Source organism: Actinopolymorpha sp. B9G3 (assembly GCF_040120725.1).
Lineage (GTDB): Bacteria > Actinomycetota > Actinomycetes > Propionibacteriales > Actinopolymorphaceae > Thermasporomyces.
On sequence record NZ_JBEEAB010000001.1, the window covers coordinates 647,815 to 669,127 of the forward strand.

General features: G+C 69.2%; 17 protein-coding genes and 1 pseudogene. 9 read left to right on the top strand and 9 right to left on the bottom strand.

Annotated elements, in window-relative coordinates; translation table 11 throughout:
• Window positions 1–68: 68 nt before the first annotated feature.
• From ABNF93_RS02865 to ABNF93_RS02880, 4 genes are all read left to right on the top strand, one after another.
• Entirely contained in the window at window positions 69–980 is a 912-nt protein-coding gene (locus ABNF93_RS02865) for a diacylglycerol/lipid kinase family protein (RefSeq protein WP_349325912.1), read from the top strand.
• Window positions 977–1,777: a metallophosphoesterase family protein gene (locus ABNF93_RS02870; protein WP_349325913.1), complete on the top strand. Its 801-nt coding sequence runs from the start codon at window positions 977–979 to the stop codon at window positions 1,775–1,777. The genes ABNF93_RS02865 and ABNF93_RS02870 overlap by 4 nt, the downstream gene beginning before the upstream one ends.
• A 149-nt stretch (window positions 1,778–1,926) precedes the next feature.
• Window positions 1,927–3,333 carry a winged helix-turn-helix domain-containing protein gene (locus ABNF93_RS02875; RefSeq protein ID WP_349325914.1) on the top strand — a complete coding sequence of 469 codons (1,407 nt, stop codon included), beginning with the start codon at window positions 1,927–1,929 and terminating at the stop codon, window positions 3,331–3,333.
• Window positions 3,334–3,551: 218 nt separating this feature from the next.
• Window positions 3,552–5,189 (top strand): ankyrin repeat domain-containing protein, encoded by a 1,638-nt coding sequence (locus ABNF93_RS02880; RefSeq protein WP_349325915.1) that lies wholly within the window; start codon window positions 3,552–3,554, stop codon window positions 5,187–5,189.
• A gap of 32 nt (window positions 5,190–5,221) precedes the next feature.
• Here the strand turns inward: ABNF93_RS02880 and ABNF93_RS02885 are convergent, their stop codons facing one another.
• The 8 genes from ABNF93_RS02885 to ABNF93_RS02920 form a co-directional block, all read right to left on the bottom strand.
• Window positions 5,222–6,106, bottom strand: a complete 885-nt coding sequence (locus ABNF93_RS02885) for an erythromycin esterase family protein (RefSeq protein WP_349325916.1) — start codon at window positions 6,104–6,106, stop codon at window positions 5,222–5,224.
• 41 nt (window positions 6,107–6,147) lie between these two features.
• The gene (locus ABNF93_RS02890; protein WP_349325917.1) at window positions 6,148–6,495 is read right to left on the bottom strand and encodes a TraB/GumN family protein; all 348 of its coding nucleotides are present in this window, start codon (window positions 6,493–6,495) and stop codon (window positions 6,148–6,150) included.
• Window positions 6,496–6,620: 125 nt separating this feature from the next.
• Window positions 6,621–7,133, bottom strand: coding sequence for a nucleoside deaminase (locus ABNF93_RS02895; protein ID WP_349325918.1), 513 nt, complete (start codon window positions 7,131–7,133; stop codon window positions 6,621–6,623).
• 10 nt (window positions 7,134–7,143) lie between these two features.
• Complete coding sequence (locus tag ABNF93_RS02900; RefSeq protein WP_349325919.1) at window positions 7,144–8,412, bottom strand: MFS transporter; 1,269 nt, start codon at window positions 8,410–8,412, stop codon at window positions 7,144–7,146.
• 192 nt (window positions 8,413–8,604) lie between these two features.
• Window positions 8,605–9,303: a hypothetical protein gene (locus ABNF93_RS02905; protein WP_349325920.1), complete on the bottom strand. Its 699-nt coding sequence runs from the start codon at window positions 9,301–9,303 to the stop codon at window positions 8,605–8,607.
• Between the two features lie 190 nt (window positions 9,304–9,493).
• Window positions 9,494–12,388, bottom strand: coding sequence for an AfsR/SARP family transcriptional regulator (locus ABNF93_RS02910; protein ID WP_349325921.1), 2,895 nt, complete (start codon window positions 12,386–12,388; stop codon window positions 9,494–9,496).
• A 175-nt stretch (window positions 12,389–12,563) separates the two neighbouring features.
• Window positions 12,564–14,345 (bottom strand): glycoside hydrolase family 99-like domain-containing protein, encoded by a 1,782-nt coding sequence (locus tag ABNF93_RS02915; RefSeq protein ID WP_349325922.1) that lies wholly within the window; start codon window positions 14,343–14,345, stop codon window positions 12,564–12,566.
• 24 nt (window positions 14,346–14,369) lie between these two features.
• Window positions 14,370–15,602: a YbfB/YjiJ family MFS transporter gene (locus ABNF93_RS02920; protein WP_349325923.1), complete on the bottom strand. Its 1,233-nt coding sequence runs from the start codon at window positions 15,600–15,602 to the stop codon at window positions 14,370–14,372.
• A gap of 106 nt (window positions 15,603–15,708) precedes the next feature.
• Here ABNF93_RS02920 and ABNF93_RS02925 point away from each other — a divergent pair, with 106 nt between their 5' ends.
• Entirely contained in the window at window positions 15,709–16,740 is a 1,032-nt protein-coding gene (locus ABNF93_RS02925) for a helix-turn-helix domain-containing protein (RefSeq protein ID WP_349325924.1), read from the top strand.
• Here the strand turns inward: ABNF93_RS02925 and ABNF93_RS02930 are convergent.
• Complete coding sequence (locus ABNF93_RS02930) at window positions 16,709–18,313, bottom strand: AlkA N-terminal domain-containing protein (protein ID WP_349325925.1); 1,605 nt, start codon at window positions 18,311–18,313, stop codon at window positions 16,709–16,711. The two genes, ABNF93_RS02925 and ABNF93_RS02930, sit on opposite strands and share 32 nt — an antisense overlap.
• On the opposite strand from ABNF93_RS02930, the gene ABNF93_RS02935 reads away from it, so the two are divergent.
• The 4 genes and pseudogenes from ABNF93_RS02935 to ABNF93_RS02950 all read left to right on the top strand — a co-directional run bounded on the left by ABNF93_RS02935 (window position 18,312) and on the right by ABNF93_RS02950 (window position 21,186).
• Entirely contained in the window at window positions 18,312–19,157 is an 846-nt protein-coding gene (locus ABNF93_RS02935; protein WP_349325926.1) for an isocitrate lyase/PEP mutase family protein, read from the top strand. The two genes, ABNF93_RS02930 and ABNF93_RS02935, sit on opposite strands and share 2 nt — an antisense overlap.
• A gap of 156 nt (window positions 19,158–19,313) precedes the next feature.
• Complete coding sequence (locus ABNF93_RS02940; RefSeq protein WP_349325927.1) at window positions 19,314–20,039, top strand: SDR family oxidoreductase; 726 nt, start codon at window positions 19,314–19,316, stop codon at window positions 20,037–20,039.
• A 305-nt stretch (window positions 20,040–20,344) separates the two neighbouring features.
• Window positions 20,345–20,989: pseudogene (locus tag ABNF93_RS34810) on the top strand (hypothetical protein); the annotation flags it as partial.
• Between the two features lie 35 nt (window positions 20,990–21,024).
• The gene (locus ABNF93_RS02950) at window positions 21,025–21,186 is read left to right on the top strand and encodes a hypothetical protein (protein WP_349325929.1); all 162 of its coding nucleotides are present in this window, start codon (window positions 21,025–21,027) and stop codon (window positions 21,184–21,186) included.
• The last annotated feature ends 127 nt before the right edge of the window (window positions 21,187–21,313 follow it).

Genomic DNA, 21,313 nt, shown 5'->3' on the forward strand with positions numbered 1-21,313 from the left:
CCGGCGTCCCCAGAGCCGCGAACTGTCGGTCGCGTCGCCGGCGAGAGAGCCTGCATAGACTGCCAGACGTGCACAGGATCGCGGTCGTTTACAACGCACGTTCGGGTGCGCTGGCGTCGGGTTCTGCGGAGGCGGAACCCGTCGAGGATCGCCTGGCCGACCTGTTCGCGAGGCGGGGCATCGTCGCGGAGCTCCAGGCGTTCGAGCCGGCGACCCTGCCCGAGGACGTCCGCGCGCTGCTTGCCCACCAGCCGGATGCCGTGATCGTCGCCGGTGGGGACGGGACGATTCGGTCGGTTGCCGAATACACGGCGGGCAGCGGGGTACCACTCGGTGTGCTACCCGCCGGGACCATGAACCTGCTCGCGCGCGACCTGGGCATCCCCGAGGAGACCGACGCCGCCGTCGACGCCCTCCTGGCCGCGCCGGTCAAGCTGATCGACGTGGCACGGGTCAACGGCCAGGTGTTCCTGTGCAGTTCGGCGTTGGCGATCATGCCGCACCTGGGCCGGATCCGCGAACGGTCCCGCGGGACGATCGGACTGTCGCTGCTCCGGCTGTGGGCGCGTGCGATCCGGATCTGGCGGCGGTACCCCCGGATGCGACTGGCCGTTGTCGTCGACGGGCATGAGCATCTCGTGCGTACGAGGGCGATGGTGGTGTCGAACAACCCCCTGACCCCGCGGCCGGGACCACCACACAGGGACCACCTCGACACCGGTCGCCTCGTCGTCTACGTCACCCGGGACCGGACCCGCTGGGACCTTCTCGGCATAGCGGCCAAGGTGCCCACGGGAACCTGGCTCACCGACCGTCGACTGCGTACGTACGAAGGCGAGACCGTGCAGGTGGTCTCGTCGCGGCTCAGGATGATGAGCGTGATGAACGACGGGGAGATCGTCCAACTGGAGATGCCCCTGCGCTACGACATCCAGCCACGCGCCCTTGCCGTCCTCGCTCCCGGTACCGCGACATCATGACCGTACGCATCGCGCAGATCTCCGATCTGCACTTCGGTCGCGAGATCCCGCGGATCGCCGAGGTGTTGCTCGACGACCTGCGGGCGGCGCGCCCGACGGTGGTGGCGGTCTGCGGTGATCTCACCCAGCGTGCGCGGGAGCGGGAGTTCGCGGCCGCGAAGGCCTTTCTCGACGAGTTGCCGGCGCCGGCCCTGGTCGTCTGCGGCAACCACGACCTGCCGGGATGGCGGGTGTGGTCCCGGTTCGCGCGGCCGTGGCGGCGGTGGCGCCGGCACATCACCGCCACCGACCCGAACGCGGCGGTCTCCCTCACCGCCGACGGGCTCGCCGCCGTGGGCGTCAACACGGCCCGCCGTTGGGGACCCCACCCGGACTGGTCCCGGGGGCGGATCAGCGCCCGGCAGGTCGCCGCCATCGAGGAGGCGTTCGACGCCGCGGCGCCCGGCGACCTGCGGGTGGTCGTGGCGCACCACCCGTTCCTGTTGACGACGGCCGGACGGTCCCGCGGCATGGTCGGCGGATCGGCGCTCGCGCTCCGGCGCCTGCGGCACAGGGCGGACCTGTTGCTCGGCGGCCACGTCCATCTCGGATACAGCGGCGTGGTCGCCGGCATGGTCGTGGCGCAGGCCGGGACCGCGTTCTCCAATCGGCTCAAGGGCGAACCGAACGGCTACAACCTGATCGACGCCGACGAGGCCGGACTGACCGTGACGATGCTGCGATGCGTCGAAGCGGGGTTCGAGGCGTACGACCGCAGCCGGTACGTCCGCGACAGCGATGGATGGCGCGCCGCCTGACCCCTGCCCTCCATCCCCGCTGCCAGGAGGCCCCTGACAGGGGGTGTCAGGATGGCCGACTACCGTCCAGCCGTTGTGGCCCGGCGGTCGCATGGCCCTGAATTCGGCCACATCCACGCCAAGGCGTCGGAGGCAGGTGAGGCGGCAGCATGGAGAGCCAGGTTCGAGGGAGGCCACCCGAGCAGATCACGGTCGAGACGGCCCGCCGAATCGCGCTCGCGGCGCAGGGGTTCGCCGATCCGCGGCCGTCGGGTCGGGTGGACGCCCGGCACCTGCGCCGGGTGATCGACCGGGTGGGCGTCCTGCAGCTGGACTCGGTCAACGTCCTGTGCCGCTCGCACTACCTTCCCGTCTTCGCCCGGCTCGGCCCCTATCCTCAGGACCTGCTGGACCAGATGGCGTGGGGGTCGGGGCGCCGGCGTGCGCTGTTCGAGTACTGGGGCCACGCGGCATCGCTGCTCCCCCTGCAGACGTACCCCCTGGTGCGCTGGCGGATGGAGGCCGCGCAGCGGTGGGTCTGGGACGGTTGGACCTCCGCCCGGGTCCCCGGCCGACCGCCACCGGACTACGCGACCACCTGGGACGACGACATCATCGCGCCCTGGGCGGTCATCGAAGGGATGACGCGGCTGACCCTCGATCGACCCGGCCTGGTCCACGAGGTGCTCGACCGGGTCACCGCCCACGGCGCCGTCGCCGCCGGTGCCGCCAGCCCGGACGGCCGGCGGAGCAGCGGCCCCACAGCCGAAGGCGGCCGGATGTGGAACTGGCAGGACGCCAAGATCGCTCTCGAATGGCTCTTCTGCACGGGCGCCGTCACGACCGCCACGCGGAATGGCTTCGAACGCATCTACGACCGCACCGAACGCGTCCTTCCCGCCGCCGCCCTGAACGCGCCGGCGCCGAACCCCACGGACGCCCAACGGGAGCTCGTCCGCATCGCCGCCCGCGCGCAGGGCATCGCCACCGAGAAACAACTGCGTACCTACTTCGACCTGTCCCGGGACCAGGCAAAGGCACGTATCGCTGAGCTCGTCGAGACCGGCGAGCTCGCACCGGTACGCGTCGACGGGCTGGCCCAGCGGATGTACCTCTGGACCGAGGCCCGGGTGCCGCGGCGGGTGACCGCGCGGGCCCTGCTGTCGCCGTTCGACTCCCTGATCTGGGACCGGGACCGCGCCCTGCGCCTCTTCGACTTCCACTACCGGATCAGCATCTACACGCCGGCCGCCAAACGTACCCACGGCTACTACGTACTCCCCTTCCTGCTCGGTGATCGGCTGGTCGCCCGCGTCGACCTGAAGGCCGACCGCCAGCAGTCCGCCCTGCTCGTCCAGGCGGCGTTCGGCGAACCAGGAGTACGTGAAGACGAAACAGCCGCCGAGCTCGCCGAGGAACTCCGGGCGATGGCGGACTGGCTCACACTCGACCGCGTACTCGTGAGCGAACGCGGCGACCTCGCCCCCGCACTCTCGCGCGCGATCAGCATGCCGAGGAGACGAACGGAGAAAGCCCATGATCGGTCGCCTGAAGAACATCATTCTCGAGGCACGTGACCCACGCGCCCTGGCACTCGTCTACTCGGAGCTGACGCCCGGCCGGGGTTGACACCTTGGCGAGGTATGGGCGAGAGTCCGTGTCAGCGCGCTCTGGGGCGCCTCCTGTCCGCGGCAAGGGAGTCCTACTTCCGCCCATCGTCATGGTGCTGCGTTTCCGAACCTTCTTCTTCGCCTGACTCAGCGGACTTCAGGCACGTACCTGGAGGAAGGTTTCCATGACCAGGAACCTCACGTCCCGAAGCTCCCTCGCCGGCCTGAAGAGGGAGGCGAAACGGTGGCTCAGGACGCTCCGCGCGAACGACCCAGACGCGCGTGCCCGATTCGTCCGGGCCCACCCCCACGCCCCCGCCCACCCAGGGCTGCGCCACGTGCAACAGGCGATCGCCCGCGAGTACGGATTCCCCGGCTGGGCGGAGCTGACGGCGGAACTGTCCCGCCGGCACGGCGACCGACCAGCGGCCGGCCAGGCCGACGTCGTACCCGCACTGCTCCTCGCGGCCGGTAAGGGCGACGTCGAACGGGTCGGTCAGATCCTCGACACCCACCCTCACCTCGTCGACGAGCGCGGTGCCCTGGGCCAGTCCGGCCTGCGTACGGCGCTGCATTTCGGGGTCGCCCACGAGCCGGTCGTCAGGCTGCTGCTCGACCACGGCGCCGACCCCGACGTCCGGGACGAGGGTGACAACGCCACGGCGCTGCACTTCGCCGCCGAACGCGGCGACCTCGACGTCGTACGACTGCTTGTCGAGAATGGCGCGGACCCCACCGGTGACGGCACGTTCCACGAGCTCACTGCCCTGGGGTGGGCGACGTGCTTCGACTACGCGTACCACCCGGATGTCGCCGGCTACCTCCTCGCGCACGGGGCGCGGCACACCATCCACACCGCCGTCGCCATGGGCGACACCGACGCCGTCCGAGACCTGGTGGCCCGCGATCCCGCCGACCTCGAACGTCCGATGGACGCGACGAACCACCACCGCCGACCGTTGCACCTTGCCGTCGCCAAAGGACAGGCCAGGGCACTCACCACCCTGCTCGGCCTCGGCGCCGACCCGGAGGCCCAGGACGCGGCCGGGCTGACACCGCTGGACCAGGCCGCGCTGAGCGGTGCCCGGGACCTCGCGGACCTGCTGGTCGCGCGTGGCGCGGTGGTCCGGTTGCCCGCCGCGGTCGGGCTCGGCCGGGTGACCGACGTCGATCGACTGCTGCGCGAGGACCCGGGCTGCCTGCGACCAGGAGGCCGCTGGGAGAGACTCGTCCTCCGGGCGAGCGGGCGCGCGTCCGGGGAGGTCATCGATGCGTTGATCCGGCGTGGTGCCTCGGTGGACGTCCGTGACAGTCCGCAGACCGCCGTCGACGGTACGAACGGCTACACCGCTCTCCACGGCGCCGCGTTCCAGGGCAATTTGCCGGCGGTACGCGTCCTGCTCCGGCACGGCGCGAGCCGTACCGTACGCGAGGAGAAGTATCTCGCCACGCCCGTCGGTTGGGCCGACTATGCCGGCCACACCGAGATCCGCGACCTGATCCTCGACGGGCCGGTCGACATCATCGACGCGATCGCCTTCGACCGACTGGACCGCGTCACCGAGGTCCTCGCGGACGACCCACCGGCGCTGGACCGGGCGCTCGGCGAGTTCATCCCCGGAGACGGCACGCCGTCGTTCGACCTGGCGTGGACGCCGCTCGCGTACGCCGTCGCCCACGGCAAGGTCGATGCCGCCCGACTCCTGGTCGAGCGCGGTGCCGACCGCTCGGTCCGCGACTCCGAGGGGCGCGGGCTGCGCGACATCGCCCTCGCGCATGGACATACCGCCGTCATGGAGCTTCTCGACCAGTACGACACCTGACCGTGCGACCGGTCAGGCCGCCGGCATGGTGGTCACTCCCCCGGAAGGACATCCTCGATGGTGACAGTGGGGATCACCATCACGCCGTCGAATGCCTCAGCCACCGGTGTGTGCATGTATGCGCTCTGGCTGCGGATGCGGTCAAGTCCCCGGACCGCTTCGACAGGTGCCTGTCTGAGGTCGGCAAGACCGAGGTGGACGCCTGCGTCCAGCGCGGCCGCTTCGATGCTGCCCGGATCAGGGGCCTCGAGCGGCATGTCGACGACGGTGAATCCGACCGCTGACGTCGCGTCCAGTTGCATGTCCGGGGTGTGGTCGGCGGTGCTCGTGACCGCGAGCGCCAGGTAGTTCGTGCCGAGCATCCGGTCGAGGTGTTGTCCCATCGGCAGTGTGGTCAGCACGCCGCCGTAGGCCACGGGTGTCTTCTGGATGTGGTTGTTGTGCGCGGCAAGCACGATCCGGGTGCCGGGCTCGGAGTGGTCCAGGTGCCAGCGGACCGACTCGGCCATGTAGCGGTCCCTGATCGACAGGTCGCCCGGCAGTCCGGTGCCGGCGAACAGTCCGGTCATCGCGCGCAGCATGTAGTCGGCATGCCCGGCCGCTTCGAGCCGGTGCAGCGCGACGTCGTAGTCGTAGGGGTTGCTGCGTTCGACATACAACGGTCGCAGCGCCCGGAACCGCAGCAGCAGCCGGGTCAGGGCTGCGGTGAGGCCGTCCTGCTCGGCAGGCTCGAGCTTCGCCCAGGCCGGTGCTGCCGATGCGCCCGACTTGCCGGTGAACCGCTCCGCGGTCGCGATGGCGGATTCGACCAACGGCACGATCTCGACGTCGACGTCACGCAGGTAGTCAGCGACCGGCAGCAGGGCAGGCAACAACGAACCGCCGGCCTCGGGAATGTCGATTCCGAGGAACCGCACCGGATGGTCCTTGCGGGTGCTCAGGTCACGCAGGAAGCGCGTCAGGTTTCCAGCTCCCAGGCGCTTGCCGCCTCGCTCACCCGCGACAGGTCCGCCTCGGCTCCCTCGCCTTGCACCCACCGGTCGACGCCGAACGCCTCGCTGAACCCGAACTCGAAAGCGAAGGCGGAGAAGCCACAACGTTCCACAAGGAAACGCACGATGCGCTGCCGTGCACAGGTGAACTCACTGACGAAGTGCGCACTCTCACCGACCGCGACCACCCGGGCGTCGCCGACCAGCTCGCGCAGCGGCTCCAGATCGTCCAGCGGGCCGTGGGGGTCAAGGGAATCCAGCCGAGTGACATGGGTACGTAGCCAGCCGGCGAAAGCGCCGTGTCCAGAAGACATGCTGCCCAGGCTAGAACAAGTCATCCGGTACGACCTCGGCGGCGACACCACTTTCGTGCCGAACACCATGGTGTGACATTGCCCCGACATCACAGTGAGATCGGGTCGCGAACCGGCGACGGGCATTAGCTTTCGGCGACGCCCAGCATCTTCGCGTGCAGGGCGCGCACCTCGTCGGCGAGCAGCGGGTCCGGTCCGGCTACCTCGACGTCGGGGGCGACCGCGTTGACCGGGAGGGCGCTCACGGGCGCGGGTGCCGCGCCCCAGCCCTGTCGCCAGGCGACAAGTTGTGCGGAACTGGAGGCGTAGACGATCCGTCCGAGTCCGACCCAGGCGTGGGCGGCGCTGCACATCGGGCAATGCTCACCGGAGGTGTACACGACACTCCCACGCCTCTGCCGAGGTGACAGGTTCGCCGCCGCCCACCGCGCGATCTCGAACTCCGGATGGCGCGTGGCATCGCCGTCCTTGACCCGGTTCCGATCCGAGAACCGTTCGACTCCCTCGTCGTCGACGAGGAGTGAGCCGAACGGCTCGTCGCCGGCCTCCAGGGACTCCCGCGCGAGATCGACGCAGCGGCGTAGGAAGCGACGGTCTTCTTCGGTGAGCTGACCAGGTTGTCGGTCTGCAGGCCCCATGTCCGGCAGGCTAGCAGTGGCGTCGCGGCGCGCTCTTCCTGCGTGGACGGCGGCCGACAATCACCGCGACGCTGACGGCGAACAGGCCTGCTGCCAGCGTGATCGCACCGGACGCGCCGGTAAGCCCGGAGACCGCCGCGAGGATCGAGGCGCAGATGATTTCTCCCACATACTCCGCCTGTGCAAGGAACGAGTGCACGGTGGCCCGCACGTCGCTCGAGGTGCGACGGTTCACCCAGATCGTCGTCACCGTTCGGACCAGAGGCATGGCGATGCCAGAGGCGGCAAGAACGGCTGCGACGGCGAGCGAAAGATTGGGCGCAAGCCCCAGCAGGCCAAGACTGAGCACACCCGCCGAGCACGCCAGAACCATTGCTCCGCGGGCGCCATGCTCACTGTGGATACGCCTTTCCACCGCGTAGAGCGAGAGCGCCCCGGTGAGCAGGCCGCCGATTCCCAAAGTGGTGAACCACGCGGTTCCTGAGCTGCCTGTGGGAAAGCCCAGGTCGTTCAGCTGGACGGGATAGATCCGACCGAACGAATCGGCGGCGCCGTTGACCAGAACGGTCACCACCACGAGAGCGAGGATGGTGCGATCCCGCACCGCGAGGCCCACACCCCGGCGGGCGACTGCCATCGACGCCTGCCATCGCCTGGTACGGACGGGCGCGAAATTCCGCTCCGGAAAGGTCGCCGCGACGAAAGTGCCCAGGACGAGCATCGCTGCGCCCGCCATGACAATGGCGATCTGGCGTCCGGCAACCGACGCCAGGCCGCCCACCGCAATGATGCCGACAGCCGCGCCGATGAGTTGCCAGCGCGCCTGTCGGGTCAGAACCAGGTGGATCTTCGTGGGTTGGTCGAGTTCATCGGTGATCCATGCGACGTCCGCCCCACTGGAGAATGTCCAGGAGATGCCCCAGAGCATCTGCGACAGCATCAGGGGGATGAAGTCTGGGAACAATCCGGTCGTGATCATCGCCGTACCCATGAGGGCGTGCGCCACCACGATCGCCCGCTTGCGGCTGACGGTATCCGCCACTACCCCGGCGGGCAGTTCGAAGATCATCGACGCCACACCCTGGGCCGCGGCGATCGCCAGGAGCTGCGCGGGGGAAAGCCCTGCGTCCAGAACCATGTAGAGGCTCACGACGAGCCACCAGCCGTTGTGGAGCACGGCGCGGGCGCCGATCCAGCAGAGGAACAGGGTGACGAGCCTGCTGCCGGTCAGCGTGCGCCCGCGATCGTGTCGCGGTCGCCCCCACCAGGTCGGTCGCATGACGTTGAACTCCCACGCAAAGAGAGGGCACAGCCCAGCTGCGAGTCGGGTCGGCTCAGGACCTTGACTAGGAGTTCATGGCGCGTCATGTTAGCGGCGGCGGGGAAGCGGCGACAAACGACTTCCCCTGCCTTCCTCCACCGGTTGGTCAGCGGCGGTAGGTATCAGGTGTTCAGGTGGGTGAGAGTCTTCCTACGCGGTGGCATGCTCTGCATGTTCGCGCTCGGCTCCCGTGATCGTTGCCGCCTCGACTCGAGCCGCGCTCCGCGCGATGCTGATGCCCACGGCAAGCGTCCAGATGCTCCACAGGGCGCCCATGCTCGCCGTGGTCCCCCAGCCCTGCGCGCTGTAGAAGTCGGCGGCATCGTCACCGAAGTAGACGGCGGGAAGAAAGGTCAGGTTGACCGCTGCGAGCACATACGCCGTGCGGCCCACCCATTTCGGCAACAGCCCGAGCCGAAGTACGGCGAATCCGAACGCGATGGCGAAGAGTGCCATGAGGAGTCTGGAGATGCCACCCTGCATGAGATACTGCGCCGCCGCGAAAGGGCCTTCCGTGGTCGTGTCGATGTCGCGGTCCACCGAGATGGCGGCGCCGACCTCCATCGACTGTGGTACGAAGACCATGGCCACCCACACCAGGCCAGCGACCTGTGCAACGGAGCCGACCCATTCATAGCCGGCATCGACCTGGCGCACGATCTGGCGAACCCCGGTGAAGAACACGAGGAAGAGCGTGCAACCGGTGATGCCGACCAGGCTCCGGGTGAGGATGTTCCAGTCCGGCGGTGCCGCCGGGTAGATGAAGTACAGCGGCACCTGCACGATGATGAGCAGGCTGGCAACAATTCCGAAGGCTCCCGTGTACTTTCGCGTTTCCACTTCACTCACCGTCAGGCTCCTTCTCGCGCGTGGTAGATCGCCAATGTTTCGATAGGCAGCATTGCCGATGATGGACGCACGGCGATGCCATACCGATGCCGACGAGGTGTCAGAACGACAGAGCGGGAGTGATCGACACGACAGCGAACCCCCTTGTCGTGCAAGGAAGCTGGTCCAGTTTGTTGCCGTGACGGGCGAATCACGCCGAGGCGAGGTCGGCGAGCAATGTGCTGACCTCGTACGTACGCCGATGATCGAGCCGAGCGAAGATGGCATGCGCTTCATCCCACATCTGGCGAGCGGCCTGGAGTTCGCCACGTGCCAGGTGGGCTCGACCGAGCGCGGTCAGCAGATCCGCGATCGCGTAGTCGTCTCTGAGTTGTCGGAGCCGGGTCAGGGCCTGGCGGCCGTAGTCCAGCGCCTCGGTGTGAGCGCCTCGCAGCTGATGGATCTCGGCGAGGGTCGCGGTGGCGTTCGCCGCCCTCCGGTGTTCGCCGATCGCCTCGAACGACGCCTCCGCCTCGCGGGCGTACTCAGCGGCCCGGCCGTAGTCGCGCAGCGCCGCATAGCTCGTGGCCAGGTTGTAGAGGGCTGTCGCCCGGCCTTCCGGCCGCTCTGCTCGTTCGGACGCCGCGAGTGCCTGTTCGTGATAGTCGATCGAGGCGGCGAAGTCGCCGTTGTCCCACGCGTTGACACCGAGGTTTCCAAGGATGGCCCACTCGCCGTCGGTGTCGCCGACCGTACGGCAGATCTCCAACGCCTCCTGGAGATAGCGGGTGGACTCCTCGAACTCCTGGAGCGTGCCGTATACCCGACCGAGGTTGTTCGCCGAGCGGTATCGGGCGTCCGGATCGTCGAGACACCGGGCCGAGTCGCGCCCGGCACGGGCGGTCATCAGCCAACAGTCGTAGTAACTGCGCAGCGCGAGGAAGGTGCTCAGCAGCCAGGCCAACTTCCACGCGTGGTCGTGCCAGCCATGGTCGTGGGCGTACATCACGACAGCCGACAACGTGGGGCGCTGCGCCTCGAGCCAGCGCAGCGCGTCGTCGTAGTCGGCGAACGCCTGGCCGCCGGCCGCGCTCCGCTCCTCGTCGACGACCAGACCGCGGACCGCGGGACGCAGGAGTACGGCGGCGCTGGCGGCGGAGTGGAGGTACCAGTCCAGGACGCGCTGGATGGCGTCACGGCGTTCGGTCACGCCATCGTGCCGGTCAGCCAATTCGCGAGCGTAGGCGTGCACCAGATCATGAAGGTGGTACGTATCCCGAGCCCGATGTTCGACCAGGTGCACGGCCACCAGCCGGTCCAGCCACCTGGCCGCGTGATCGGTATCCACGCCGACGAGCGAGGCCGCGGCCGCCAGGCTGACCTCGCCGGTGGGGTGCAGGCCGAGGCGGCGGAACATTGTCGCCACGGCGTCGTCGAGCGCGTCATAGGACCAGGAGAAGGCCGCTCGGAGGTCGTTCGCCACATCGTCCGCATCGCCGAGAGCGTCGAGCGTGCGCTGCCGGTCGCGCAGCTCTGCCACCAGGTCGGCGAGCGGCAGGTCGGGGTGCCGGGAGACGCGCTCACCAGCGATCAGGACCGCGAGCGGAAAGCGTCCGCACAGCTCGACCAAACTGCGTACGGCGTCGTGCTCCGCGGTGATCCGCTCCTGGCCGATGGCGGTGCCCAGCAGGACCGCGGCCTCGTCAGACGGTAGCGGTCGCAGGGTCACCCGATGTGCCGAGTCACGGATCGCCAGCCCACGGAGCTGGTTGCGGCTGGTCACGACGACGAGACAGCCGGTGCCGGGTAGCAGCGGGCGTACCTGCTCGGCACTGCGGGCGTTGTCCAGCACCACCAGCATCCGGCGCCCCGCGAGCCTGGTCCGCAGCAGCGCCGCCCGCTCGTCAACAGTGCCAGGGATCTCCCCCGCCGCGACCCCGAGAGTACGCAGGAGCCCAGCCAGCGCGGCCGGTGGCGAGACCGGTCGCTCGGCGGAGTATCCGTGGAGGTCGAGGAAGAGCTGACCATCTGGAAAACCGTCGGCAACCCCATGTGCCCAGTGCACCGCAAGTGTCGTCTTGCCCACCCCGGCCGGCCCGTCGATCGCCACCACGCAGGTCGGCGCTCGCGACGCGGACCCACGCTCGGCCAGCAACGCATCCAGGAGGGCCAGCTCCGGCTCACGGCCGACGAACCGCGTCGAGTCCGCGGGGATCTGGCGAGGACGTTCGGGCGGGACCTGCGACCGGGGCGAGGACGGGCCCCCGGCGGTCGCGGTGGTCGCGGAGTTCGCGGTGGTCGCGGAGTTCGCGGTGGTCGCGGAGTTCGCGGACGCCTCCATGCCGGCCGAGGTGTCCGCCCCGGAGGGCGTGGCCATACCCTCCGATGTGCCCGCGCCCGCGTTCAGCATGTCGCCGTAGAGGCGCTGCAGTTCGGCGCCGGGATCGGTGCCGAGCTCCTCCGCGAGCGCCTTCCTGCATTCCTCGTAACATTCCAGCGCCTCCGCGTGACGGTCGGAGGCACGAAGAGCGTTGATCAGGCGGGCCCAGAACGACTCACGCAACGGGTAGCGGACGGTCAGCTCACGAAGTTCACCGACCAACACCGCGGCATCGCCCGCCGCGAGGTCGAGGTCGATACGTCGTTCCCATGCCAGCAGGCGCCGCTCTGTGAGTCGCGGCCGCTCCATGCTCTCGAGCACGGGACCCAACCCCTCGAGCGCCGGGCCGCGCCACAGGTCCAGGGCCTCTGCCAGCAGCCTGCGCTCCTGCACCTCGTCGCCAGCTCTCGCGGCGGCATCCACGAGGTCGAGAAAGCGCAGGGCGTCGACCTGATTCGGCTGGACCGCCAGCACATAGGCGTCCGGAAGCGTGACGATCGCATCGTCGCCAAGGATCCGGCGCAAGCGCAGCACGTAGGTGGCCAGACTCCCCCGCACGCGAACCGGAAGGTCCTCGCCCCACACGTAGTCAGCCAGAACCTCGACCGAGACCGGGCGACCTGCCGACAGAGCCAGTGCCCCGAGCAGGCAGCGCAACCGCCTCGACAGGGAAACGACACGATCTCCGATGCGCAGTTCGAGCGGACCCAGCAGACCGATTTCCACCCGAGCTCCCGGATACCAAGCACTTTCCTCGTGAGTTGCCACCATCAGTATGACAGGGCTTCTCGACAGAGGAGGAAGTCCCGTTCTCAGCACAGGCGGGGTTCCTCGAGGAGATCGTGAGCGACCTGACAGAACCCGATGCCAAGGACGCCGGGTGCCCAAGAGGCCCCGCCCGCTATGGAGTGCGGGTCGGCAAGGGCGGGTTCGTGACGCATCCGGAACCGCGCAACTGGAATGCGGCGCGAGCCGCGTTGAGGTAGCCGCAGCCGTCCTTCACGTTGGGTTCGACGTAGCCTCCCTCGTGCCATTCGTTCCAGGCGTAGAGCAGGACCATGTTGTCGACGAGCTGCGGGCGCGTGGACTCCGCCATGTCCTGTCGAACGAATCCGAGGAGGCGCCGGAACTCGGCGAGGGACTGGTCCGGATACCACCGGAACGCCGCCTCGAGACTTTCGTCCGTGGCAGGCTGCGGATCGGGTATCTGAATGGCGATCCTCGGTCGCTCGTCGAAGTGGGAGGTGGCGCAGCGGACCAGGATGCCTGGCCTGCTTGCGAAGAAGGCCCGCTGGTTGTCGACGTAGCGCGGGTAGGACCTGCTGGAGTCGAACTGTCCCTGGCACTGTTGGCCGTCGATGCCGGCAGCGGTGTCATCGAGCCCGAGATCGGAGTTCCTCAGGATGAGGACATCCTCGCCCAGCTTGGCCTTTGCCCTGGCTCGGACCGCATCGGTGAACTGCCGCACGGCCGGAAGGTCGCTGCCCTCCGCCGATCCCGATCCGATGCCGCGAGTGTCGCAGATCTCGAGGATGGGGCGACCGTCGTTGGCGCGAAGGTAGTTCGGCTGAGCGAGGTACTCGTCAACAAGGACCTGCGCAGCCCTGTCGATCTGACCAGCTGGAAGCTGGAGAGATGTCGAGCCGTCGCCCCAGGGGTGCAGGCACGGCATGACGGCGAAGTCGATGTCGGATCGGTTGCGTGCCTGCAGGAAAGCCCGCAGTCCAGTCACATAGTTCTCGTCGCCGACGCCGGCGGGGTTCCAGTACCAGTAGAACGAGAAGTGGTCGAGCCCGGCGCCCTTCGCCTGTGCGACGTGCTTCTCCAGCGTCTCCGGGTCAGAGTCGTCGTAATAGCCGATCGACGGCTTCAGGTCTGACCAGTCCTCGTCACTCCAGTGCCAGGTGCGTTGCGGTGCGTCGTGGCCGGCGAAGTCCTTGACGCCTCCCCACCAGTCTCGTCGGCCGTAGACGAGTTCGGAGTTGTCGATGATCCCCTGGTTTCCGTGTGCGTCCCAGGTCGCGAAATAGATCGCACCCACCCGGTGATAGGTGGGACGTACGTAACCGAGCGGGCCGTCGGTCGCGTAGCCGCGTCCGGTGAACTCCTCGCGCCGGGATTCAGGTACGACCCGCCACTCGGTGCCGTTGGACATGCGCCAGAGCGCCGACGTGCCCGGCTGCCGGGTGCTTGCTGCATAGCCGAGGACGCCTTCGTCGACGAAGTCCCCAGACGCCACGAGCGCGGCGCGTTCCGTGGGCGAGGCGGTGAGCAGGTACGCCGCACGCGATATCAGCCGCAGCCGGTAGATCGGGTGCGAGCTGGTGAACTTCTGACGTCGGAGATAGCCCAGGCGGGTGTCCTGCTGCACCATGCCGTGCTGCGTCACCGCCGACGCGGCTTCCCGTGCCGACAGCGTCCACAGCCAACCGGCGTCCGCACCCCCGCCGGTACGAAGCTCGAGCAGGGGAACCGGGTCCGTCACCTTGGCCTCAGCAGACCCGCCGACCGGAGCGACGTCCGAGGTGGCCGAAGCGCCGAACCCGTCGGCGGCGTCACGATGGGGCAGAGCCACCGCCGACGAGGTCATGCCGGCGCACGCCAGAACGGCAACGACGGCGAACGACAACGACCCGGCCAAGCGCATCAACCCGACACGACGACGGCTCCTCAGAACGTCCACATGTCGCAGTGCACCATGCGGCGTTCACATCTCGATCTCGAAGCGATGTCTTGACGATGGCACCCGCGTGGACGTCCTCGGCCCGAGGCGCGCAGGTGCACGTCGGACGGCGGGACGAAACGGGAGTGTGAGGGCCGCGACCACGGCGGTCGCCAGGAGAGCGGCAGGAAGGCCGTGACCACCGGCCGCCGCACCGAGCGTCGCCGGGCCCACGATGGTCCCGATGCCGAGAAAGAACACCGTCACGCTGAACCCGGTCGCCGGTCGTTGTGGGAAGACCTGGTAGCTCCAGACCGCGAGCAGGCCGGAGATCGCCATGAACGTCGCTCCGTACAGCGAGCCTGATACAGCGATCGCCACAAGGTGCTCGGGCGCCATCGCCAAGAGCGCGATCGCGCCGGCGAGGACGGACAGCAGCACGGTGTGGGTCGCCCGCAGACCCATCCGCTCGATCACGTTTCCGGTGAATGCTCCGGCGATCCCCGACAGGCCGATCAGCGTCCACAGCAGCGCAGGCGTCGCGGCACCCGCGCGGGTGGCGTCGGCGACGGCCTGGACGGCGAACAGCCAGTACACCGCGCCGGTGACTCCGTAGGAGAGGGCCGTGAGGTAGAGCGGTGCGGCCGCTGCTGGCAGGAACCATCTCGGGCTCGCTCGCCCGGACGTCCTGGCCTGGCGGGGAGATGTCACGCGGCGCAGCAGGAAGGCGTTCCACACCGTCACGAGGAACGCCGTCGCGGCGAAGATCCACCAGGAGACGCGCCAGCCCGGGCCAGTCGTGAGCAGCGCCAACGGCCCAGCGAGGAGGACTCCCCAGGCCGTCCCCGAGGGGAGTACGCCGAGGACCCGCTCCCTGGACCTCTCGGGAACGAGGGCCTGGACGACATCGGAGTAGGGCGCCCAGGCAAGTCCCGAGCTGGCGCCGGCCAGCACCAGTCCCACCACGAGTTGCGCCAGTCCCGATGCCGTCGCCACCAGCACCAGCCCGGTGGTGGCCGAGAGCCCAGCCGCGACGATGAGGGGGCGTGGGCCGACGTGTGCGACGGTGACGCCGACGATCACCAACGCCGCCAGGTAGCTGACGTAGGTGGCGCTGGAGATCAGACCCGCCTGGGTCACCGAGAACCCGAACTCCGCGCGGAGCTGGGGGAGGAACAACCCGGACCCGTAACGGGCGAAGCCGTACGCCACACCGATCATCGCCACCCCGGCAGTCGTGACAGCGGTGACCGGGGTGCGGTCGGGTCGAAGGCTCATCGGCGAGAACCAGGTACCGGTCAGGCGCAGGCGCATTCCTCGATGGTCGATCTCGAACGACCGATCGACGAGTGGCGCTGACGACACTCTTCGCTAAGATTTCGCCATGCCAGTGGCCGGGGCAGTGTCGAACGTGGCTGGGGAAGCATCGAGTTCGGTGTCGGTGCTCGCCTATGACGGAATGTCCGCGTTCGAGACGGGCATCGTCACCGAGGTGTTCGGCCTCAGCTGGCCGGACATCGACATGCCTGCGTACACGCTGACCATCTGCACCGAAGGCAGCGAGCCCGTCCGCATGGTCGGCGGGGCGACGCTCCAGTCGCCGCACGGGTTGGACGCACTCATCGAGGCCGACACGGTGATCATCCCGAGCGTCAAGCCCGTACCTCCTGACCCCTCCCCCGACCTCATCTCCGCGCTACGCCAGGCGCACCGACGCCGGTCCCGGATCGTGTCGATCTGTTCGGGCGCCTTCGCCCTCGCGGCGGCCGGGCTGCTCGATCACCGGCGGGCTACCACGCACTGGAGTTACGCCGACGACCTACGCCGCCTGTACCCCCTCGTGGAGGTGGATCCGAGGCCGCTCTACGTCGACGGTGGCGACGTCCTCACGAGTGCGGGATGCGCCGCCGGGCTCGACCTGTGTCTCCATCTGGTCCGCAAGGACCACGGCCCGGCCATCGCCAATGCGATCGCGCGCCGACTCGTCGTGGCTCCACACCGACCCGGCGGGCAGGCGCAGTACATCGAACAACCAGTGCCCGCCGATCTGGACGACGACCGGGTGAGCGCCAGCATGGCCTGGGCCCTGCACCACCTGCACACCCGCATCACGCTGCCCGACCTGGCGCGTCGCGCAACGATGTCGGAACGCTCCTACCTGCGGCACTTCGCTCGCTGCACCGGGACGACACCCATCCGCTGGTTGATCGCACAGCGGGTCCAGTCCAGCCTCAGCCTGCTCGAAACCACCGACGCCGCCGTGGAGGAGATCGCCGCCGCCGTCGGATTCGAGACCGCCGTGACCTTCCGGCACCACTTCGGCAGGGCCATGCGCACGTCCCCCGGCGCCTATCGCCGAACCTTCCGCGCCGCGGATGCCGCCATCACGCCACCGCACCGGACGGCAGCCGATTGATCGAGTGGTCACCGGTTGCCCAGAGGTACTGCACGGCGTACGAACGCCACGGGCGCCACGCTGCCGCGTACCTGGTGAGCGCGGCAGGTGTCGCAGGCAGGCCGAGGTTGCCGGCCGCAATGCGTACACCCAGATCTCCGGGTACGAAGGCGTCCGGGTCGCCCAGCGCGCGCATCGCGATGGTCTCGATCGTCCAAGGCCCAAAGCCCGGCAGCGCAGCCAGGTAGGCCCTGGCCTGCTGCCAGTCGCTGCCGTGGCCGAGGTCGAGCGCACCCGAGGCGAGAGCCGCCACCAGGGTCGTGAGAGTCCTACGCCGGCTGGCCGGCAGCGCGAGCGCGGCGGGGTTCAACGACGCCAGCGCCTCGACGCTCGGGAACAGGTGTGTCAGACCGCCTCCGGAATCACTGACCGGCTCGCCGTAGGCGGCGACGAGCCGCCCCGCGTGGGTGCGTGCGGCGGCGGTCGACACCTGCTGACCGAGCACCGCCCGGACGGCGAGTTCGGCACCGTTGACGGTGCGCGGCACCCGGCGTCCAGGATTCTTGTCGACCCAGGGTGCGAGCACCGGATCGGCCCGCAACGTCTCGTCGACCGCCGTCGGGTCCGCGTCGAGATCGAGCATCCACCGGCACCTGGCGATCGCGAGCGAGAGGTCACGCAGATCGGTCAACGCCAACCGGCAACCGATGTGATCGGGCCGCGGCCGCAGCGACACGACGCCATGACCGTACGACAGCCGCAGGGTGCGGCGGTAGGCGCCGTCCCGCCACTCCTCGACACCGGGCGCCCCGGTCGCCGCCAGATGTCCGAACAGGTTGTCAGGACACAACGGCGTCCGGTACGGCAGCCGGAGGCAGAGCAGTCCGGGCGTGGCTCCGCGACGCCCGCCCGCTGCGCGCCGCCGGAGCTCGGTCGGGGTGAGACCGAAGACCTCCCGGACGGTGTCGTTGAACGCTCGGATACTCGCGAAACCTGCCGCGAACGCGACGTCGCCCATGGGCACAGTGCTGGTCTCGATCAGGATCCGCGCGGTCTGGGCACGCTGGGCGCGGGCGAGCGCGAGCGGACCGGTGCCGAGCTCGGCACGGAGTTGCCGCTCGATGTGCCGGGTGCTGTACCCCAGCCGGTCGGCGAGGCCGGGTACACCGTCGCGGTCGACGACGCCTTCCGCGATCAGGCGCATCGCCCGCGCCACAACATCGGCGCGGGCGTTCCACTGCGGGGATCCTGGGCTCGCATCGGGCCGGCAGCGCTTGCAGGCACGAAAACCGTTCTGCTGCGCGGCTGCGGCGGTGGGATAGAACCTCATGTGCGCGATCTTGGGCGGCACCACCGGACAGCTCGGGCGGCAGTAGATCCCGGTGGTGAGCACGGCGGTGAAGAACCAGCCGTCGAACCGGGCGTCCTTGGACCGCACCGCACGTGCGCAGCGGTCGAAGTCGGCGTACACCCGGCCAACGTAGCCCGTGGCCGTGCGGTTGATGCGCAGGAATCCGACATCATGGTCGACGGAGACCACCCGGTCGGATTCCTGCCAGCCCGACGAGAGCCACGTCGGTTGACTGCTCGTCATGACACCCACCGACACACCCGCCGACACTGCTCGCCACTTCCGGTCCCTGCACGAACCCGGCCGCCCGCTCGTCCTGCCGAACGCCTGGGACGTCGCCAGCGCACGTCTCGTCGAGCACGCCGGGGCGGCGGCTGTCGCCACGACCAGCGCCGGCGTCTCGTGGGGCCTCGGAGTCCCGGACAGTGAACGCCTCGACCGCGACCGCGCGCTCGACCTGATCGCCCGGGTGGTCGCGGCGGTCCGAGCCCCGGTCACCGCCGACGTGGAGGGTGGGTACGCCGAGAAGCCGGCAGACGTGGCCGAGACGGTTCGCGGCGTACTCGCCGCCGGGGCGGTGGGCGTCAACCTCGAGGACGCCGACCACGGCGGGCCCGGGCCGCTGCGCTCGGTTGCCGCTCAGTCCGAACGGATCGCGGTGGCACGGCAGGCCGCTGACGCCGAGGGGGTGCCGCTGTTCATCAACGCCCGCGTCGACACCTACCTGTCCGCCGTCGGCGAGGCGGGCGACCTGCTCGCCGCGACACTGGACCGCGCCCGTGCGTATGTCGGCGCGGGCGCGGACGGCATCTTCGTCCCCGGCGTCACCGATCCGGTGATCGTCTCCGCCCTCGTCGACGGGATCGACGTCCCCGTGAACGTGATGACCGGGCCGGGCGCGCCGGCCATCGCCGAACTGGCAGGCCTCGGTGTCGCCCGGATCAGCGTCGGCTCGGCAATCGCGCAGGCTGCCTACGCGGTCGTCCGTCGGAGTGCGCAGGAACTCCTCTCGGCAGGTACGTACGCGGCGCTGTCGGACGCTCTGGACTTCGCCGACGTCAACGCGCTCCTGCGTACGGATCGTTGAGTTCCCTGACGTCGAGGGCCCACGGGGGCGCGACACCAGACACCTCCCGCCTCTCGGACGCGGGCGACGTGTGCGACGGTGGCGTCTCGAGGCACCGGGTGAGCGGCGGCCTTCGTCGCCACGACCGCCCGACAACCGGATCTGTGGGAGGTACGCATGACCGCCGAGACGCTGACCGCGGTCGTCACCGGGGCGGCGAGCGGGATCGGCCAGGCGCTGGCCGAGGCTCTCCACGCCCGGGGTGCGCGTCTGGTCCTGGCGGACGTCAACGCGGACGCGCTGTCCACGACGGCGGCACGACTGGGCGCGACCGGTATCGTCACTGACGTTTCCGACCCGGCCGCCATGCACACTCTCGCCGCGCAAGCTCCGCAGGCGCGCCTCGTCTGTCTCAACGCCGGTGTGGTGGGCCCGTCGCTGGGTGCGCCCTGGGAGGTCCCGCCGGAGGAATGGGACAGGGTCTTCGCCGTCAACGTCAGTGGGGTCGTCAATGGACTGCGCGCGTTCGTCCCGCAGTTGCTCGCCGCGCGCGCACCGGCGCACGTACTGATCACCGCATCCCTGGCCGGACTCGCCGTCTTCCCCGGCGGCGGCGCATACGGCCCGTCAAAACACGCCGTCACCGCCGTCGCCCAGCACGCCGCCATGGCCCTTGCCGACACGCCGGTGAGAGTGAGCATGATCTGCCCAGCGCTGGTCGCGACCGGCATGTCGCCCGAAGGAATCGCGCCCGCGCTGGTCGCCGACGACGCGCTTCGGACCGTGGACAACGGCGTCTTCGCGGTCGTTCCGGCGGAATGGCAGGCAGCCGTCGCGACCCAGGTCGACGAGATCGTCTCCGGCCGCCAGCCCACGCCTCCCGCTCCCTGGCCGGCGGGCTGATTCACCGCGACGCGACGACCGCGGCCAGCATCGCCAGCGGACCCGGGCAGGCCTGACCGTCCCCCACCACCTTGCTCGGCTCTGCTTAGGGCACGCGTGGGCACGCCGAGCTACGCACTGCGAGTCAGTGTTTCCCGGTCACAAGCCTTGGCCGCCGGACGAATGAGAAACGGCTCAGTCCGTCCCGGAATGTACCGACCCACACTAACGTGCCGTATCTGATCAGTTACAGCACGTTGCCGTCCATGTGTGGTTCATTCCCGATTTCATGAGACGTTCCACGCCTTCTCCGAAAGACCATGCCTATGAATTCTGAGACCGCCCCTGCCCGGGGCTCAGTCTGCCAACCCGTCTGGCGCCTGGCCGCGGCGATAGTGCTGCTCACCAGCGCATTTCTCATCGCGGGGGTTGCCATATCGCCACCTCCAGCCCGCGCCGCCAACATCGCTGTCAACCAGTGCAACAACCAGGGGCCCGGCCCCGGCGGCGCGGTTGTAGCCATTACCTGCACCGTGACCGTCGTCAACACGATCAACGGTGGCGTCACCAGCTCGACGGTTACCGTAAGCCGGCAGTGTGCCAATGATCCGTGCCCACCAGGAAACGGCTCGACCACGACCTCGTCCTCGGATCTCATCACTGACGTTCTCCAGTGCAACGATTCTGCCAATGACGGCGGAAACACGACGACCTGCAATGTCAGGATCACGAACAACATCAGTGCGGATACGCCCGGAGCGCAGCCCGTAACAGCGGCGACGGTCAATCAGTGCAACGGCTCCGGCGCCGGCGGTGGTGGAACGGTGGATTGCGACCCGTTCCCCGCCACCACGACGGGCGCCACGGTCACCCAGTGCAACGGATCGGCGAACGGCGGCGGTGGGACCGCACGCTGCACAGTCGAGCCGTCCACGATCAGCCCGGCTCTCCCAATCTCGATCAACCAGTGCAACGGCACCGGGAACGGCGGCGGAAGTACCGTCACGTGCACCACCAGCATCACCACCAACATCACCCCGGCACCGTCGCCTTCACCTTCACCTTCGCCTTCACCTTCACCTTCGCCTTCGCCTACGCCTACGCCGAGTCCGACGCCACCGCCCGGACCTGGACCCGGGCCTGGTCCTGGTCCTGGTCCGGGGCCTGATGACGGCGGCGACAACGGCGGCGACAACAGCGGCGACAACGGTTCCGGTTCGCAGGTTCCGCGGGTTCCCAACGGTGGGGTCGACGCCGGTGCCGGTTCGACGGCTGGCGGACCCGATGGCGGCCTG